The following is an 18,191-nucleotide window of genomic DNA, read 5'->3' as shown; positions in this document are numbered from 1 at the left end:
GTATTAAGCACATTTATTTTTTAAGTGCTGGGCTAACTGAAGGCTTTGCTGTATTACTGATACACGAGGTTGAGCACTTTTGTCTCTAAACTGAGCAGTACCACTTCCTTGTAGTTTCATATAATAAAATTCGAGCTCTTCTTGCAGTTGCGCTATTTGTAGCAATCCTAGTTCATTATCTGTTTCCAGCGCAGCGTATTTATTATATAGCTGCATTAATTCATCTTGCTTTTGATCTAGCGCTGCTTTTATCTGTTCTTTTTCAATAACAAGCTCTTTATTGCTCGCCCTAACCTCTGAATCTTTAGTCACATAAACTTCTAACTCTTCTTGCAGCTGCGTTATCTGCAGCAAATCCAACTCCGTATTACTTTCCTGCTGTTGCTTCAGAATTTGCAGCTTAGTATTGTTCGCCTGTTGCTGATCGTATTGTTTTTTAAGACTCTCATACTGAGATAACAGCGACGCTTTCTCGGACAACGCTATTTCATTGATACCTTTTAGATCGACATTATTAGAAGCGATCGTTTTTAATTCTTTATCTAAACGACTGTTGTTTTCTTTTTGTTGATGAAGCTGAGTTTCAAGCTTTTCTTTTTCTGACAATAGCGCTTTATTCTGCTCTTCCAACCCTTTATTACTGACAAAGCTTATTTCCAGTTCTTCTTGTAGTTGTGTTATCTGCAACAACCCCAACTCATTATCACTTTCAAGTTGCTGCTGCAGGTCGTGAAGCTTTTTATTTTCCGTTTGTTGCTGGGCGTGTTGCTCTTTAAGGCTTTCATACTGAGATAACAGCGTGGCTTTCTCAGCCAACGCTCTTTCGTTGGCACCCTTTAATTCTGTATTACTGCTAGTGCTCGCTTCCAGCTCCTCTTGCAATTGCGCTATCTGTAATAAGCTCAATTCAGTATTACTTTTTAGCTGTTGATGCAGTGCTTGCAGCTTGGCGTTATCTTTTTCTTGTTGATCGTATTGATTTTTAAGACTTTCATACTGAGATAACAACGCTTCATTTTCAGCTAGCAGTGCTATTTTATCTCTATCTAATTCTGTTATGCGCTCAACACTTGTTTCCAACTCCTCGTGCAGCTTTGCATTTTCTTCTTGAAGAAGATGGCTTACTGCTATGTGCTCTTTATTTTTTAATAAAACATCTTCGTTTTGCTGCTGTAACTCGCCAATGAGCGCATGCAATCTAGCTTTAGGAGTTGAATCTTCAGTTTTTTTGTAGAAATCAGCCGCGGAAATTATATCTTCGTACGTTTCTTGCTGTATATCGTCATCAATCAGCAGCAAGCACTGCTCTACAAGTGCAGGCTTATCTGTAACCAAAGCAGAAAAAGCTGAAATTTCAATATCTACACTGCATTTTAAAAACTGAATAAATGAGTCTTGATCACTCAGAGCGTAGTCGAAATCAATCAAATAGCATTCTTTAGCGTTAGATAGAACATAGTCCATCTGCTCTTCTGTTTGCTCTTGCCATTCAGCTAGAAGCTCATCATCAGACTTTGGTTCAGCCACGCTGAGCTTAGACGCTAAGAGGTAGGCTTCAGGTGAGCAATAGAACACTAATTCTTTCGTTCGGGAACGTTTGTTATCACGTTCAACAACTGTAAGGCCCTGAGAACTAAAAGCTTGTGCCAGCATTTCGTAATGGAGGGTACTAATCGTGTTTAAAACCAGTTCTTTCATCTATTGCTTCCTACATTAATCAAACTAAAAGGCTTAGCTGCCTCTATACTGCCCTGTATACAAGAAAACGAAAACTGTATTTTTCATTCACATCGGCGATGATTTAACCCGACTATTGATGTCAGTAATAAACTTTACAGTAAAAGAAACACCTAACTCGTACCATGTAGCTTGGATTAAGTACGACTTTCAAAAAAGTCTGCTGCCAAAATTTAGACTATATGATGCTAATTTAAACAAAATTTAGCCACAGAAAACACAGCTATTGCTCATTAAATTGACATCTCGCTAACTTTTAGCTCTTTTGGCGTCGATTGATAAGAGCCGATAGACACTTCGGCTTAAGTCACCCTAGGTGATGGTCAGGGTGTGAAGGTGTTAGTTCATACATAAACAGATGCGTGATGACTGTCACAGGTTTTCGCTAACAAACCATCACGCTTGTTCTTACTCCACCGTTACTGACTTAGCCAAGTTACGAGGCTGATCCACATCGGTGCCTTTCAGCACGGCAACATAGTATGCCAGTAACTGTAACGGGATTGAATAGATGATCGGTGCCATGACGGTCGGAACATCCGGTAGGGTGATTAGTTCTAGGTCATTCCCCGGTTTTACCTGGGCTTTGGAATCGGCAAAGAGGAACAATTTGCCACCCCGTGCGCGTACCTCTTCTAGGTTCGCCTGCAGTTTTTCGAGTAATGAGTTATTCGGAGCTACAGCAACCACCGGCATATCTTCGTCTACCAGCGCCAGAGGGCCGTGTTTTAGCTCACCCGCAGGATAAGCTTCGGCATGAATATAGGAGATCTCTTTAAGCTTTAGAGCGCCTTCAACTGCCACAGGATAAATGGTTCCCCGCCCTAAAAACAGGGCATGGTGTTTATCGACAAAGTGCTCAGCCATCTTCTGGATCTGTCCATCTAGCGCTAGCACCTGTTCTGTCAATCCGGCCAACTGCTCCAGTTGCGTTACAAAATCGGTTTCCCCCTCTAAGCCATAGCGACGTCCCAAGACTAAGGTCGTCAGCATCAACACCACTAACTGACTGGTGAAGGCTTTGGTTGAGGCCACACCGATCTCAGGGCCCGCATTGGTCATAATCGCCAGATCGGATTCGCGCACCAAAGAGCTACCAGCAACATTACAAATAGCCAGAAAGCCAACATAATCCTGTTCTTTTGCTTCTCTTAAAGCTGACAGTGTATCGGCCGTTTCACCGGACTGGGAGATCGTAATAAATAGTGTGCCGGGCATGCAGACGGTTTTACGATAACGAAATTCACTGGCAACCTCGACCATGCAGGGAATACCGACCAATTTTTCGATCCAGTAACGCGCGACAACACCAGCGTTATAACTGGTGCCGCAAGCGACGATCTGTACCATTTTCACCTGATCAAATAATGCTGAAGCATCACTACCAAACACCTGCTCCAACACATGCCCTTGGTGGATACGCCCTTCAAGAGCATTGCGGATGACTTTAGGCTGCTCATAGATCTCTTTGAGCATATAGTGACGATATTCACCTTTATCGGCAGCGTCATGGCCGTGTTCAAAGCGCTGTATATCGCGCTGTACCACTTCACCAGCGGCATTTTCGATATCAATTTCGGAACGGCTGATAACAGCTAGATCCCCCTCTTCCAGATAGATAAAACGATCGGTCACCTGCAGCAGTGCTAAAGGGTCTGAAGCAATAAAGTTTTCCTCGACACCTACACCAATGACTAATGGGCTGCCCATACGGGTTGCCAATAATAGATCCGGTTGCTGTTGGTCAATCACTGCGAGGGCATAGGCGCCATCTAAACGAGTTAAGCTTATCTGTAACGCTTCTTTTAGCGCTTTACCAGCGGCGACTTCTCGATGAATCAGATGGGTGACCACCTCGGTATCGGTATCAGACAGAAACTCATAGCCGGCTGCACTCAGCTCATCTTTCAGTGCCGTATAGTTTTCGATAATACCGTTATGAACCACCGCGATACGATTGTCAGACAGGTGCGGGTGGGCATTGCGCTGCTCGGGTTTGCCATGAGTTGCCCAGCGAGTATGGGCTATTCCCAGATAGCCCGGCAATGATGAAGTCGCTAACGCAGCTTCCAACTGTGCAACTTTGCCCACCCGTTTGAGGTGATCGAGCTGTCCCGTTGTACTGTTTAATACCGCCATACCGGCAGAATCATAACCCCGATATTCTAGTCGTTTAAGACCTTCCAGCAGAATCGCTGAAATGTTCCGGCCAGCGATAGCCCCTACTATTCCACACATAATTCTGCTTCCTTACGCTTTTTAACCGGACGCTGCCAGTTATTCAGATTTGACTGTTTTGCCCGGGTCAGTGCCAACTGGTCAGCTTCGACCGTTTTGGTGATAGTTGATCCAGCGCCCACCGTAGCACCTGGGCCAATTTTAACTGGCGCCACTAATGCGCTATTTGAACCGATAAAAGCCCCATCGCCAATCTCGGTAATCGACTTATTCACCCCGTCATAGTTACAGGTAATCGTGCCCGCACCAATATTCACCTCGGCTCCAATTTGCGCATCACCGATATAGCTCAGATGACTCACTTTACTGCCTTCGCCGATAAAGGCTTTTTTGGTTTCAACAAAATTACCCACTTTAGCGTAATTTGCTAGCTGACTACCGGGCCGTAACCGAGCAAAAGGGCCTATATCACAGTGATCAGCAACCACCGCTTGCTCCAGCATTGAGTTCGCTTTGATATGGCTACCGGAGCCAATAATGGAATCTTTTATGATGCAGTTAGCTTCAATGGTGACGTTATCGCCAATAGCCACTTTGCCTTCGAGAATGACATTGATATCGATAGTTACATCATGGCCAACACTCACTTCACCACGCACATCAAGCCGCGCCGGATCTGCCAGAGAAACCCCTTCTAGCATTAGCGCTTCAGCCCGGCCCCGCTGGTACCAACGCTCAAGTGCAGCCTGTTGCAGGCGGTTATTAACACCTTGAACCTCTTGCTCGGTCGCCGGTTGAATCGCCTGAATGCGCACGCCTTGTTCAGCAGCCATCGCAATAATATCGGTTAGGTAGTACTCCCCTTGAGCATTATTAGAGGACAATTGAGGTATCCAGTCGTTCAGCAACGCTGCTGGTAACGCCAAAATTCCAGTATTCACTTCACGGATGGCCCGTTGTGCTTCACTGGCATCCTTATGCTCAACAATGGCAACCACATCGCCAGCATCACTGCGCACAATACGACCATAACCGGTCGGATCATCGAGATTAACTGTCAATAAACCAAACTGACCACGTTCAGCAATCTTAACTAACTCAGCCATGGTTTCTGTTTGGGTAAGCGGCACATCACCATAAAGCACCAGCACCACCCCATGATCGGTGATATTAGGCATCGCTTGAGCAACCGCATGTCCCGTGCCTAGCTGTTCTGCCTGCAAGGCAAACTGTACATTTTGACCTGACAAAGCAGTCTTAACGTGCTCTGCACCATGTCCGACCACAACATGGATGTTCGCATTATTTAGTGACCGGCTATTATCGATCACATGCTGTAACATCGACTTTCCACCAATGCTATGTAGTACTTTTGGTAAAGATGACTTCATCCGGCTACCCTGACCTGCAGCCAGAATAACGATATCAAGGGTGTTCAAAGCGGTGACTTCCCTAGTTAATTACAGCCGCAATCCAATATGATGCTCTGTAGCTGTTGACACAAAAGGTGATTTAACAGAACTTTAATCTAACTGGTCTTATATGCAATATAAAATGTCAGAGAAAAATTGACAATTATGAATGATGAACTGTTTGAATTGCTTGGTCTGAGTAAGCGCGAAATCACTCTTTACCGAGCATTGCTCTCGCTTGGGCCAAGTGCCATCCGGACAATAGCCGAAAAAGCAGGCATTAACCGAGGCACCTCCTACGACTGCCTGAAAGAGATGCAGCAGAAAGGTATTGTCACCTATCTCCCCAAAGGTAAACGTCGCTTATTCAGCGCTCGAGAGCCCGAGGTGCTATTACAATTAGCGGAAGAGCGCCGTCATTCCCTAAATTCAGCGATTGATCAGTTGAAAACCAAGGTTGTGCCTGAGTTGCATCATCTGATGCCTGACTTTAACACCGCTAATGTTAGTTATTATGAAGGCGATAGTGGTATCGAACAGGTACTCCGGGATATTCTCAATACCGTTGAAACTCAGCAACCCAAACGCTATTCCGTGTTTTCGTCAAAGCCTATTCGTAATCACCTGTACCGGCCTTTCCCTAACTTTACCTCTCAACGAATTTTGAAAGGTATCGAGGTAAAAGTGATCGCCATTGGCGAAGGTGGCGAAGACGCTGAACTGAGTGAACGAAAGTGGATTAAAACTGAGGGTAAAGTCGATGCGGCTTATATCGCTGTTTATCCGCCCAAGTGTGCGATTATTTCCCTAGCTTCAGCCAACTACCCCACTGCCGTGGTGATTGAATCCAAAGAGGTAGCCACCGCCCAAAAGATTATCTTTGATACCTTGTGGAGTCTACTTTAAGGGATAGTGCAAAATCTGTGCTTATTAACACTGTTGTATGGCGTTCAAGCGATGAGTAACGCTACTCAATTCTTGGCAAAAAAAAGCGACCCTAAGGTCGCTTTTTTATTCGAGTAGCAGTTAAGTAAGGCGGGGTTATTTACCCATCTTCTTACGAATCTGCTGAATAGTACGCAGTTGAGCTGCAGCTTCGGCCAACTGAGCAGTCGCACGGGAATAATCCAGTTCGCTACTCTTATCAGCCATCACATGTTCAGCATGTTTCTTCGCTTCTTCTGCAGCGGCTTCATTGATGTCACCCGCACGCAGTGCAACGTCCGCTAGGACAGAGACTTTGTGTGGCTGAACTTCGATGAACCCACCAGAAACGTAGAAAATCTCCTGCTCACCACCCTGTTTCCTTAGCTCTACAGGACCTGGTTTCAGTTCCGACAGAAGCGGAGCGTGACCTGGGTAAATACCCAGATCACCCAGGCTACCTGTCACTGAAACGAACTCGATAAGACCAGAGAAGATCTCTTCTTCAGCACTTACGATGTCACAATGAACAGTCATAGCCATGTTGTTATCCTTTTAAAAGGTTAACTAAGCGCATTTACATGCTCTTAGCTTTTTCAACCACTTCGTCGATTCCGCCAACCATGTAGAACGCTTGCTCTGGCAGACTATCATAGTCGCCTGCAAGGATGCCCTTGAACGCGCTGATGGTGTCTTTCAGGGAAACGTACTTACCTGGAGAACCGGTGAATACTTCAGCTACGAAGAATGGCTGAGACAGGAAGCGCTGAATCTTACGAGCGCGCGTTACTACCTGCTTATCTTCTTCAGACAGTTCGTCCATACCCAGGATCGCAATGATGTCTTTCAGCTCTTTATAGCGCTGCAGTACACCCTGAACCTGACGAGCAGTATCATAATGCTCTTGGCCGATAACCAGTGGATCCAGCTGACGTGAGGTAGAATCCAATGGATCAACCGCAGGATAGATACCCAGCTCAGCAATTTGACGAGACAGTACAACTGTTGCATCAAGGTGTGAGAACGTCGTTGCTGGTGATGGATCGGTCAAGTCATCCGCAGGTACGTATACCGCTTGGATAGACGTGATAGAACCCGTCTTAGTCGAGGTGATACGTTCCTGAAGAACACCCATCTCTTCCGCCAGTGTTGGCTGATAACCTACCGCTGAAGGCATACGACCCAGCAGTGCAGATACTTCTGTTCCTGCCAGTGTGTAACGATAGATGTTGTCAACAAACAACAGTACGTCACGACCTTCGTCACGGAATTTTTCTGCCATTGTCAGGCCTGTCAGCGCTACACGCAGACGGTTACCTGGAGGCTCATTCATCTGACCATATACCAGAGATACTTTATCCAATACGTTGGATTCTTTCATCTCGTAGTAGAAATCGTTACCTTCACGAGTACGCTCACCTACACCCGCAAATACGGAGAAGCCAGAGTGCTCGATCGCGATGTTACGGATCAGTTCCATCATGTTTACGGTTTTACCTACACCGGCACCACCAAACAGACCAACTTTACCGCCCTTCGCAAATGGGCATACCAGATCGATTACCTTGATGCCGGTTTCCAGCAGCTCGTTAGAAGCCGCTTGGTCAGCATAAGAAGGTGCCTTACGGTGAATAGGCATACGCTCTTCTTCACCAATAGGTCCACACTCATCGATTGGGTTACCCAATACATCCATGATACGACCCAGTGTTGCTGTACCAACAGGTACAGAAACTGGCGCACCAGTGTTAACTACGTCCAGACCACGGCTCACGCCTTCCGTCTGACCCATAGCGATTGCACGTACAACACCATCACCCAGCTGCTGCTGAACTTCAAGTGTGAGTCCTTTAGACTCAACAGTCAGTGCATCATAGATTTTCGGTACGCTGTCACGTGGGAATTCCACGTCGACAACTGCGCCGATAATCTGAACAATACGTCCGCTACTCATGTTCGGATCCTCTTAACATTTAAACCTGTTAACTGCCTTATACAGCAGCAGCACCACTTACGATTTCAGAGATTTCCTGAGTAATCGCCGCTTGACGAGCCTTGTTATAAACCATTTGCAGCTCATCGATTAGGTCACCGGCGTTGTCGGTTGCATTCTTCATCGCCAGCATTCGTGCTGCCTGTTCACAGGCATTGTTCTCAACCACCGCCTGATAGACCAGGGACTCAATATAACGAACCAGCAAGCCGTTCAACAACTCGCGTGCATCAGGTTCGTAGATGTAATCCCAGTGATGGTTAAGACGGTCATCATCGTCTTCTGCTTTCAGCGGAAGAATCTGCTCTACTTGTGGCTGCTGTGTCATCGTATTAACGAATTCGTTAGATACAACAAACAGCATATCCAGCTTGCCTTCGTCGTAAGCATCTAGCATCACTTTGACGGTACCAATCAGCTCAGCTATTTCAGGCTTATCACCCAATCCAGATTTCGCTGCGGTTACATTACCGCCATAGGTTTTAAAGAAGCTTACAGACTTAGAGCCCAATGCACAGATGTCCATTTCGACATTCTGGTTTTTGAACTCTTGCATCTTGGCAATCGCTGCTTTGAACGCATTAATGTTCAAGCCACCGCAGAGACCACGGTCGGTTGCTACAACAATGAAACCGACACGCTTTACTTCGCGCTGTTGCAGATACAGATGCTTATATTCAGGATTGGATTTCGCCAGGTGCTGAATTACGCTGCGGATATTCCGGGCGTAAGGACGGCTTTCCTGCATGCGATCCTGAGCTTTACGCATTTTAGATGCAGCCACCATTTCCATAGCGCTGGTAATCTTACGTGTGCCCTGAATACTGCTTATCTGCGTCTTTATCTCTTTTCCGGCTGCCATAGTTCCACCTATTAAACCTTTACTTAGTTCAGGCCTGCATAATTGCTTACACAGACCCCCACTCTAATGAGCTATTACCAAGTTTGGGTAGATTTGAACTTTTCGATACCAGCCTTGAACTGAGACGCGATCTCATCATTGTAATCGCCACTTTCGTTGATCTTACCCATTACATCAGCATACTCGCTGTTGAAATAAGCGATCAGGGACGCTTCAAAATCAAGGATCTTGTTCAGGTCGATATCGTTCAGGAAGCCTTCGTTCGCAGCGAACAGACTCAGACCCATGTCAGCAACTGACATTGGGGAGTACTGCATCTGCTTCATCAGCTCGGTTACGCGCTGACCATGCTCAAGTTGAGCACGGGTCGCATCATCCAGATCCGATGCAAACTGAGCGAATGCCGCCAGCTCACGATACTGAGCCAGAGCCAAACGAACACCACCACCCAGCTTCTTGATGATCTTAGTCTGAGCTGCACCACCTACACGGGATACAGACAGACCAGCGTTGATCGCTGGACGAACACCTGAGTTAAACAGGTCCGCTTCCAGGAAGATCTGACCATCAGTGATGGAGATAACGTTAGTTGGTACGAATGCAGATACGTCACCACCTTGTGTCTCGATTACTGGCAGTGCAGTCAAGGAACCAGTTTTGCCCTTAACTTCACCGTTGGTAAATTTCTCAACATAAGTTGGGTTAACGCGCGCAGCACGTTCCAGCAAACGGGAGTGAAGATAGAATACGTCACCTGGGTATGCTTCACGGCCTGGTGGGCGGCGCAGCAGCAGGGAGATTTGACGGTAAGCCCAAGCTTGTTTAGTCAAATCATCGTATACGATCAGAGCGTCTTCACCGCGGTCACGGTAATATTCACCCATAGAACAACCAGCATAAGGCGCCAGAAACTGCATTGCTGCAGGATCAGATGCACCAGCAGCAACAACAATGGTATGTTCCATTGCGCCGTGCTCTTCCAGCTTACGTACTACGTTGGCAATAGTGGACTGCTTCTGTCCGATCGCAACGTAGACACATTTAACACCAGTGCCTTTTTGGTTGATGATAGCGTCAATCGCGATCGCAGATTTACCAATCTGACGGTCACCGATGATCAGCTCACGCTGACCACGGCCGATTGGCACCATGGCATCAATAGATTTCAGACCAGTTTGCACTGGCTGATCAACTGATTGACGTTCGATTACACCAGGTGCAACCTTTTCTACAGGCTCAGTCAGTTTAGTTTCAATTGGGCCTTTACCGTCGATCGGGTTACCCAGGGCGTCTACTACACGACCCTGCAGTTCCGGACCAACAGGTACTTCCAGGATACGGCCAGTACAACGCGCGGTCATACCTTCTACCAGACCCTGATAGTCACCCAGTACTACAGCACCTACAGAGTCACGCTCAAGGTTGAGCGCCATACCGTAGATACCGCCAGGGAATTCGATCATTTCCCCGTACATTACGTCAGCCAGGCCGTGAATCAAGATAATACCGTCAGAAACGCTGACGATAGTACCTTCATTACGGGCTTCAGAAGAGACATCAAGTTTCTCGATGCGGCTCTTAAGAATCTCGCTGATCTCAGATGGATTCAGTTGCTGCATGTTTAATCCTCACACTCAGGAGTTCATTGCTTCGGCTAGCTTAGCCAGTCGAGCACGAATAGAGCCGTCGATAACCATATCATCGGTTCGAACGATCACACCGCCGATAATGGACTTGTCCACTTCGGAAGTCAGACTCACTTCGCGGCCCAGCTTGGAGCTCAGTGCCTGAGTTAATTTTTGTTGCTGCTGCTCGCCCAGATCAAAGGCAGTTGTCACGCTTACTTCAACAGAATGCTGTTGATTAGCTTTCAACTGTTCAAACTGCGCAGAGATCTCTGGTAACAAAGCCAAGCGCTGATTTTCGGCCAACAAAGAGATAAAGTTCTTCGTTGACTGATCCATCTGCTCTTCGCAGACAGAGTTCATTGCTTCAGCTTTCTGTTCGCTAGTAAGACCAGGGTTACCCAGAACCAGTTTCATCGTCTCATGCTGAGCGACTGCAGAAGCAGTTGCTAGCATGGTAGACCACAGGTCAAGATTACCCTTATCCACAGCGTACTCGAAAGCGGCTTTGGTATAAGGCCGAGCGACTGTATTGAGTTCAGCCATCGTAAACCTCGCTTAAAGCTCAGCAGCTAGTTTTTCAACAAGCTGTGCGTGCGCATTAGCGTCAACAGACGCTTCAAGAATTTTCTCAGCACCAGCTACTACAAGAGCAGCAACCTCAGCACGTAGAACTTCTTTGGCACGATTTGCTTCCTGATCGATTTCAGCTTGAGCAGCTGTGACAAGGCGAGCTGCCTCTTCACGTGCTTTCTCTTTAGCTTCATCAACGATCTGGTTAGCTCGCTTATTAGCCTGTTCAATGATGGCGGCTGCTTCTTCCTTGCTCTTACGCATATCAGACATGGCTTTTTCTTGAGCCAGTTCTAAATCACGTTGAGCGCGGTCGGCAGCGTCCAGACCTTCTGCAATTTTCTTCTTACGTTCTGCCAGCGCACCAGTAATTGGTGGCCAAACGTATTTCATACAAAATACAACGAAGAAGGCAAATGCAATGATCTGACCAAAGATGGTTAGATTGATATTCACGCCATTACCTCTCGCGGTTGTCTTAAAAAGTAGTTACCCATAAAGGGACGTATGTAGCTCTACTTATGCAACAGCGAACAGTACGTACAGACCCAGACCAACACCGATCATAGGTACGGCATCAACCAGACCCATTACGATGAAGAATTGAGTACGTAACAGTGGGATCAGTTCAGGCTGACGAGCAGCACCTTCAAGGAACTTACCACCTAAGATGCCGATACCTACAGCGGCGCCTACAGCCCCCAGACCCATCATCAGTGCACCAGCGATGTACAGCAATGCCATTTCCATCAGTTTTTCTCCGATTTTTAATTGCTAAAGTTTAAGTTAATATTTAAAAAGAAATCGTTTAATTATTCAGTTATTACAACTACTTAGTGGTCTTCATGCGCCATGGCCAGATAGACAATCGTCAGAACCATGAAGATGAACGCCTGCAGCGTAATTACCAGAATGTGGAAGATCGCCCATGGCACAGACAGCAGCCATTGCGCCCAGAACGGCAGCAGAGCGATCAGGATAAAGATCATCTCACCTGCATACATGTTACCGAACAGTCGCAGCGCCAGTGATACTGGCTTAGCCAACAGGCCTACGATCTCCAGGAACAAGTTGAAAGGTAGCATCCATTTACCCAGCGGCTGGAAAGCCAGTTCGCCAAGGAAACCACCTAAACCCTTCATTTTGATACTGTAGAACAGAATCAAACCGAACACTGCAATCGCCATACCTAAGGTAGCGTTGATGTCCGTAGTCGGTACGACCTTCATATAGACGTGATGTGGATCCGCGCCAAACGCTTCACCGATCTTCTGAGTCAGGAAAGGAATCCAGTCAACGGGGATCAAATCCATGGTATTCATCAGGAAGACCCAAACAAAAATAGTCAGTGCCAACGGGGCAATTAACGCATTTTTGTAGTGGAAAATACTGCTTACATTATCTTCAACGAACTCGATGATCACTTCAACGAAGTTCTGTGTGCTGCCTGGAACACCGGAGGTTACTGTTTTAGCAACTTTGCGGAACATCCAGATAAAAAACAGGCCCAAACCTACAGACCACAGCATTGTATCTACGTGAATTGCCCAAAATCCCATTTCTGCTGCTTCCTGAGCAGTATGAGCAAAGCCCAAACCACTTTCAGGGTGCACACCAAACGTCCAGTTCGTCAGGTGGTGGGAAATATAGGCTGAGGAAGTCATTTCACTAGCCATTACTATCTCTCTCATTCAAAGTTTTAAGAATCTGTTATTTAACTTCAACTGGGCGACAAAACCGGCCAGCTGAAGCCATATATAAGTGCCAAATAAGGAAAATGGATTCAGAGGTTGAATCAGGATAAACACCGCAGAGAAGAGTGCGATGGATAAGCCCATTTTCCATATTTCACTCGTATATAGCTGTGCAATAACAGCGCCAGGAGTATTTTTTGCTTGTTTCGCAATCAGTGCTCGCCAAGCGAACACATAACTGGGCAGTAAAAAAATCATACCTCCACAAAGGGATGAGTATGCTGCACTCACGCTATGCGATAGTGATACTCCAGCAATCACTATCATACTAACTACTTGAATCAAGAAGACTTTTCTAAATTGTTGCAAGGCGATACGAGCATGAACGCCAGGTTTCCGGTGCCCGTTTCTCATATCAATACAACCTCAGTTTCCGTCATCTGCAGTTCAGGGCCTTGATAGATACCCTCAACAGCCAGCGCATTATAGGGGCTTAATGCCTCTGCTTCAACACGATTCAGCTCGATTTGCACTTTTGTATTAGACCGGCAGAGACGAAGAACTAAGTAAATACCCTAATATCGGTATCTCTAGGCACAATACCGGTCAAAAAAACCTTTTTTATTTAAGGGCTTTCATGATTGCATCAAATTTTTCACGGTTTTCATAAGCGATGGTAATTTTACCTTTGCCTGCCGCGTTTTCACTGATGGAAACTTTGCTGTTCAGTCGACTCGAAAGAGAATCTGATAGGTCTTTCAGCAGAGGATCTGGTTTTTTGGGTGTTTGGGCTGGTTCGGTTTTCTTCTGCTGCAGCTTGCGCACCAGATCTTCCGTCTGCCGAACCGACATATTTTTACCAACGACTTCTTTCGCCGCCACAATTTGATCTTCGCCATCCATACCCAACAGCGCACGCGCATGACCCATTTCCAGATCACCGTACTCTAGCATCTTCTTCACCTCATCGGTGAGATGCATCAAACGTAACAGGTTAGTCACCGACGAACGGGATTTACCAACCGCATCCGCGACTTCTTGCTGGGTCAGTTCAAATTCCATTTTCAGGCGATCGAGGGCGATCGCTTCTTCCATGGGATTCAGATTTTCCCGCTGAATGTTTTCAATCAGCGCCATCGCAATCGCCGCTTCATCAGGCACATCACGAATAATCGCAGGAATCGTCTCTAAGCCAGCCATCTGACTCGCACGCCAGCGACGTTCGCCCGCAATAATTTCATAGAGGTTATCGGCGATAGGACGCACCACTATCGGCTGCATAACCCCTTGGGCACGAATAGAATTCGCCAACTCTTCCAGTGCCTGAGGTTCTAGATCGCGACGTGGTTGATATTTACCCCGCTGAATCTGATCAACCGACATCAAGCAATAACCATCGGTACCGTTCTGTGTGGCCTCTGTTACAGCTTCCTCTGCATAATTAGTACCGGTTGATAACAGAGCATCCAGCCCCCGTCCTAAACCACGCTTTTTAGCCGCCATCAATCAGTCTTCCTGTTCCTGTGTATCTGCCTGTTTTTTATCATTTTGATTCGACTTACGAATCAGTTCACCCGCCAATGCCAGATAAGCGATTGAGCCCCGCGAGTTTTTATCGTACATCAACGCCGGCAACCCATGGCTGGGGGCTTCGGCCAAGCGAACGTTACGGGGAATAACCGTGCGGTAAACCTGATCACCAAAATATTCGACCAAGTGATCAGAAACATCTTTAGTCAGACTCATCCGCGGGTCGAACATGGTGCGTAGAATGCCCTCGATTTTCAATGAGGGGTTTAAGCGTTTATTAATCTTATTGATGGTGCCGACCAACGAACTGATACCTTCCAGGGCATAATATTCACATTGCATCGGAATAATTACGCCACTCGATGCTGCCAACGCGTTAACGGTGAGTAGATTAAGCGAAGGCGGATTATCAATCAGAATAAAATCGTAATTCGCTTTAACTTTTTCTAACGCCATCTTCATTCTGAATTCACGCCGTGGTAACTGTAACAGTTCCACTTCAGCGGCCGTCAGATCGCCATTCGCGCCGACCAAGTCATAGCCGGCGGGTGCGCCCTTGATAATGGATTCTTCCATGGTCGCTTCACCGATAAGCACCTCATAAACTGAATTTTTCAGATTATGCTTATCGACACCGCTCCCCATTGTCGCGTTACCCTGAGGGTCCATATCAATCATCAGCACCCGTTTCTTGGTGACCGCTAACGAAGCGGCCAAGTTAACGCAGGTCGTCGTTTTGCCCACGCCACCTTTTTGGTTGGTGATGGTTAATATTTTGGTCACGTTCAAGTTCTCCCTAACATCAGCAGATGTCGCTCGCCTTCGGTACCCGGCACATTCAGCCGTACACTCTGACGCAGATTAATAGACTCGGGTAATAACTCGATCTCCTCAACAGGATACATCCCTTTCATTGCAAGAAAAACACCTTCACTGGCACATAGATGTGAGGTCCAATGCAGCATATCCTGCAATGACGCAAACGCCCTTGATATCACCCCGTCAAAGAGAACATCTGGCGTATATTTTTCAACCCGTTCATGAATTACATCGACATTGTCTAAACCGAGTTCGGCTTTGGCCTGAAATTGAAACCGACTTTTTTTGATATTACTGTCAAGCAGTGTAATCGGTAGATCGGGACGACAAATCGCCAACGGAATTCCCGGCAAGCCAGGTCCACTGCCAACATCAATCAAACGTTCAACATCGATATAGGGCAACACACTGAGACTATCGATCAGATGTCGGCTAATCATCTCTTCAGGTGAACGCACCGCCGTAAGGTTAAAGGTTTTATTCCATTTAACCAGCAACGCATGGTATTTCAGCAATTGCTCGTATTGCTCATCGCTGAGTTGAAGATCGATCTGTTGGCACTGTTGTTCGAGTAGATTACGGTACTGCGGCATCAATTCAGCGCCTTCTTCTGGGTCATCTGCTTTTTCTTCAAGTGAATCAATAACAACGAGATCGCTGCAGGTGTCATACCCTGAATCCGTGCTGCTTGCGCAATACTTTCGGGCCTGACTTGCTCGAGCTTGGAGGTCAACTCGTTGGACAAACCACCAACCGAGGCATAATCAAAATCGAGCGGCAACAGCGTATCTTCCTGACGCCGTACCTTTTCGATGTCCTCTTTTTGTCGATCGATGTAGCCGGCATACTTGATCTGAATCTCAACCTGCTCAGCCACTTGAGGATCCGCTACCGGTGTGCCTTTTAAACCTGCTACCGAGGTATAGTTCAGCTCTGGACGCTTAACCAAGTCTTTAAGATTATATTCACGGTTAATCGGCTGCTGTAACTTGGCATTCAACACTGCCGCTTCGGGAGTGCCTGGTTGTATCCACGTTTCCTTGAGACGCTGGTTCTCCAATTCAACCGCTTCACGCTTATCGCAGAAACGCTGCCAGCGCTCATCATTGACCAAGCCCAATTCGCGGCCTTTTTCGGTCAAGCGTAAATCCGCATTGTCTTCCCGCAGAATCAATCGATATTCCGCCCGGCTGGTAAACATACGATAAGGTTCTGAGGTGCCCATGGTAATCAGATCATCAACCAGCACTCCGAGATAGGCTTCATCACGTCGTGGATACCACTGATCCTTCTCCTGAGCACGCAGGGAGGCGTTAACACCCGCGAGTAACCCCTGAGCACCGGCTTCTTCATAACCGGTTGTACCGTTGATCTGACCGGCAAAATAGAGACCATTGATCACTTTGGTCTCTAAGGTGTGCTTTAGATCCTGCGGATTAAAGAAATCATATTCAATCGCATAGCCTGGTCGGGTGATAAAAGCATGTTCAAACCCTTTGATCGACCGCACCGCCGCCAGCTGAATATCAAAGGGCAAACTGGTCGATATACCATTCGGGTAAAGCTCATGGGTCGTTAAGCCTTCTGGTTCGACAAAGACCTGATGACTGGTCTTATCCGCAAAGCGAACAATCTTATCTTCGACCGAAGGACAGTAGCGTGGGCCAACACCATCGATAACACCTGTGTACATCGGTGAGCGATCTAATCCTGAACGCAGAATGTCATGGGTGCGTTCATTGGTGTGAGTAATAAAACAGCTAATCTGCCGTGGATGATCCGTCAGTGATCCCATAAACGACATAACCGGTGTGGGTGTATCGCCGGGCTGCTCTTGCAACAAACTAAAATCAACACTGCGAGCATCAATACGTGGTGGCGTTCCGGTTTTTAATCGGTCGACCCGTAAAGGCAGTTCTCGTAAACGATCTGCTAAGGCAATTGATGGTGGATCACCTGCCCGACCACCGGAGTAATTATCTAAGCCGATATGAATTTTACCACCGAGGAAGGTACCCACGGTTAAAACAATGCTTTTGGCAAAGAAACGCAGCCCCGCTTGAGTGACAACCCCTTTGACGGTATCACCTTCGACAATCAGATCATCCGCTGCTTGTTGGAACAATTGCAGATTGGGCTGATTTTCGAGAATCTCGCGAATCGCCGCTTTATACAGAATACGGTCAGCTTGAGCACGGGTCGCTCGTACGGCTGGTCCTTTACGGGAGTTAAGGGTCCGAAATTGAATGCCACCTTTGTCAGTGGCGATGGCCATCGCTCCACCTAACGCATCAATCTCTTTAACCAGATGACTTTTACCAATGCCACCAATGGCTGGATTACAAGACATCTGTCCCAGGGTTTCTATGTTGTGGGTTAACAGAAGTGTTTTAACACCTGTGCGTGCAGCTGCGAGAGCGGCCTCCGTTCCGGCATGGCCACCACCAATTACAATCACATCAAAGTGGTCAGGATAGTCCACTGCTTAACCTCATCATTTAATTAAAGAGAGCCTGAATTTTTATGCCGATAGGCAGTGGCTCAGAAAAAGGCGCTAAGTATAAACCTAAGGGGTCAATATAGAAATGGTTAAACTTTGAACACCTTTTAATCAGTTTCTTTTTTAACGCTTTTTTATATATTAATTAAATATGTTCTTAAGATATGTTTTTTATTTTTATGGTTATTATTAAGCAGGCTACTTTCAGTTGATAACCAGTATATCTATATATATTTCAAATACTTAAAGTCAATAAAACCCTGTTGTATAACTGCGATTAACCGCTGGATAGGGTGTCACAGAGCTGTGCGTAACTAGGCTCTTTATGCACAGGGGATATTATG

17 protein-coding genes are annotated in these 18,191 nt (G+C 46.6%); 1 reads left to right on the top strand and 16 read right to left on the bottom strand.

Annotation, left to right across the window (positions count from 1 at the left end; genetic code table 11):
- Positions 1-3 precede the first annotated feature (3 nt).
- The 3 genes from AC0L4K_RS19745 to glmU form a co-directional block, all read right to left on the bottom strand.
- The gene (locus AC0L4K_RS19745; protein WP_473267630.1) at positions 4-1,698 is read right to left on the bottom strand and encodes a hypothetical protein; all 1,695 of its coding nucleotides are present in this window, start codon (positions 1,696-1,698) and stop codon (positions 4-6) included.
- A 447-nt stretch (positions 1,699-2,145) separates the two neighbouring features.
- Complete coding sequence (gene glmS / locus AC0L4K_RS19740; RefSeq protein WP_473267629.1) at positions 2,146-3,975, bottom strand: glutamine--fructose-6-phosphate transaminase (isomerizing); 1,830 nt, start codon at positions 3,973-3,975, stop codon at positions 2,146-2,148.
- The gene (glmU, locus tag AC0L4K_RS19735) at positions 3,963-5,354 is read right to left on the bottom strand and encodes a bifunctional UDP-N-acetylglucosamine diphosphorylase/glucosamine-1-phosphate N-acetyltransferase GlmU (RefSeq protein ID WP_473267628.1); all 1,392 of its coding nucleotides are present in this window, start codon (positions 5,352-5,354) and stop codon (positions 3,963-3,965) included. Before glmU ends, glmS begins: the two co-directional genes overlap by 13 nt.
- A gap of 138 nt (positions 5,355-5,492) precedes the next feature.
- Between glmU and AC0L4K_RS19730 the strand changes: the two genes are divergently transcribed.
- Entirely contained in the window at positions 5,493-6,233 is a 741-nt protein-coding gene (locus tag AC0L4K_RS19730) for a TrmB family transcriptional regulator (protein ID WP_473267627.1), read from the top strand.
- A 135-nt stretch (positions 6,234-6,368) separates the two neighbouring features.
- Here AC0L4K_RS19730 and AC0L4K_RS19725 read toward each other — a convergent pair whose 3' ends face one another.
- The 13 genes from AC0L4K_RS19725 to mnmG form a co-directional block, all read right to left on the bottom strand.
- Positions 6,369-6,794 carry a F0F1 ATP synthase subunit epsilon gene (locus AC0L4K_RS19725; protein WP_417225832.1) on the bottom strand — a complete coding sequence of 142 codons (426 nt, stop codon included), beginning with the start codon at positions 6,792-6,794 and terminating at the stop codon, positions 6,369-6,371.
- A 34-nt stretch (positions 6,795-6,828) separates the two neighbouring features.
- The gene (atpD, locus tag AC0L4K_RS19720; RefSeq protein WP_417225831.1) at positions 6,829-8,205 is read right to left on the bottom strand and encodes a F0F1 ATP synthase subunit beta; all 1,377 of its coding nucleotides are present in this window, start codon (positions 8,203-8,205) and stop codon (positions 6,829-6,831) included.
- Positions 8,206-8,242: 37 nt separating this feature from the next.
- Positions 8,243-9,106, bottom strand: coding sequence for a F0F1 ATP synthase subunit gamma (atpG, locus tag AC0L4K_RS19715; protein ID WP_417225829.1), 864 nt, complete (start codon positions 9,104-9,106; stop codon positions 8,243-8,245).
- A 74-nt stretch (positions 9,107-9,180) separates the two neighbouring features.
- The gene (atpA, locus tag AC0L4K_RS19710) at positions 9,181-10,725 is read right to left on the bottom strand and encodes a F0F1 ATP synthase subunit alpha (protein ID WP_417225827.1); all 1,545 of its coding nucleotides are present in this window, start codon (positions 10,723-10,725) and stop codon (positions 9,181-9,183) included.
- A 15-nt stretch (positions 10,726-10,740) separates the two neighbouring features.
- Positions 10,741-11,277, bottom strand: a complete 537-nt coding sequence (locus tag AC0L4K_RS19705; protein WP_417225825.1) for a F0F1 ATP synthase subunit delta — start codon at positions 11,275-11,277, stop codon at positions 10,741-10,743.
- A 12-nt stretch (positions 11,278-11,289) separates the two neighbouring features.
- Positions 11,290-11,760, bottom strand: a complete 471-nt coding sequence (locus AC0L4K_RS19700) for a F0F1 ATP synthase subunit B (RefSeq protein WP_417225823.1) — start codon at positions 11,758-11,760, stop codon at positions 11,290-11,292.
- Between the two features lie 63 nt (positions 11,761-11,823).
- On the bottom strand, positions 11,824-12,048 hold the full coding sequence (atpE, locus tag AC0L4K_RS19695) for a F0F1 ATP synthase subunit C (RefSeq protein ID WP_425424959.1): 225 nt from the start codon (positions 12,046-12,048) through the stop codon (positions 11,824-11,826).
- 89 nt (positions 12,049-12,137) lie between these two features.
- Entirely contained in the window at positions 12,138-12,980 is an 843-nt protein-coding gene (atpB, locus tag AC0L4K_RS19690) for a F0F1 ATP synthase subunit A (RefSeq protein WP_417225820.1), read from the bottom strand.
- A 15-nt stretch (positions 12,981-12,995) separates the two neighbouring features.
- Complete coding sequence (locus AC0L4K_RS19685) at positions 12,996-13,412, bottom strand: ATP synthase subunit I (RefSeq protein WP_417225818.1); 417 nt, start codon at positions 13,410-13,412, stop codon at positions 12,996-12,998.
- A gap of 207 nt (positions 13,413-13,619) precedes the next feature.
- Positions 13,620-14,501: a ParB/RepB/Spo0J family partition protein gene (locus AC0L4K_RS19680; RefSeq protein WP_417225816.1), complete on the bottom strand. Its 882-nt coding sequence runs from the start codon at positions 14,499-14,501 to the stop codon at positions 13,620-13,622.
- A 3-nt stretch (positions 14,502-14,504) separates the two neighbouring features.
- Positions 14,505-15,311, bottom strand: coding sequence for a ParA family protein (locus tag AC0L4K_RS19675; RefSeq protein ID WP_417225814.1), 807 nt, complete (start codon positions 15,309-15,311; stop codon positions 14,505-14,507).
- 2 nt (positions 15,312-15,313) lie between these two features.
- Positions 15,314-15,940 (bottom strand): 16S rRNA (guanine(527)-N(7))-methyltransferase RsmG, encoded by a 627-nt coding sequence (gene rsmG / locus AC0L4K_RS19670; protein WP_417225812.1) that lies wholly within the window; start codon positions 15,938-15,940, stop codon positions 15,314-15,316.
- Positions 15,940-17,829 (bottom strand): tRNA uridine-5-carboxymethylaminomethyl(34) synthesis enzyme MnmG, encoded by a 1,890-nt coding sequence (mnmG, locus tag AC0L4K_RS19665; protein WP_473267624.1) that lies wholly within the window; start codon positions 17,827-17,829, stop codon positions 15,940-15,942. Before mnmG ends, rsmG begins: the two co-directional genes overlap by 1 nt.
- Positions 17,830-18,191: the final 362 nt, after the last annotated feature.

The organism is Amphritea sp. GJ51-11, from assembly GCF_055808735.1.
Note: the sequence above shows the minus strand (reverse complement) of the source record. Positions and strands in the feature narration are given on the sequence as shown.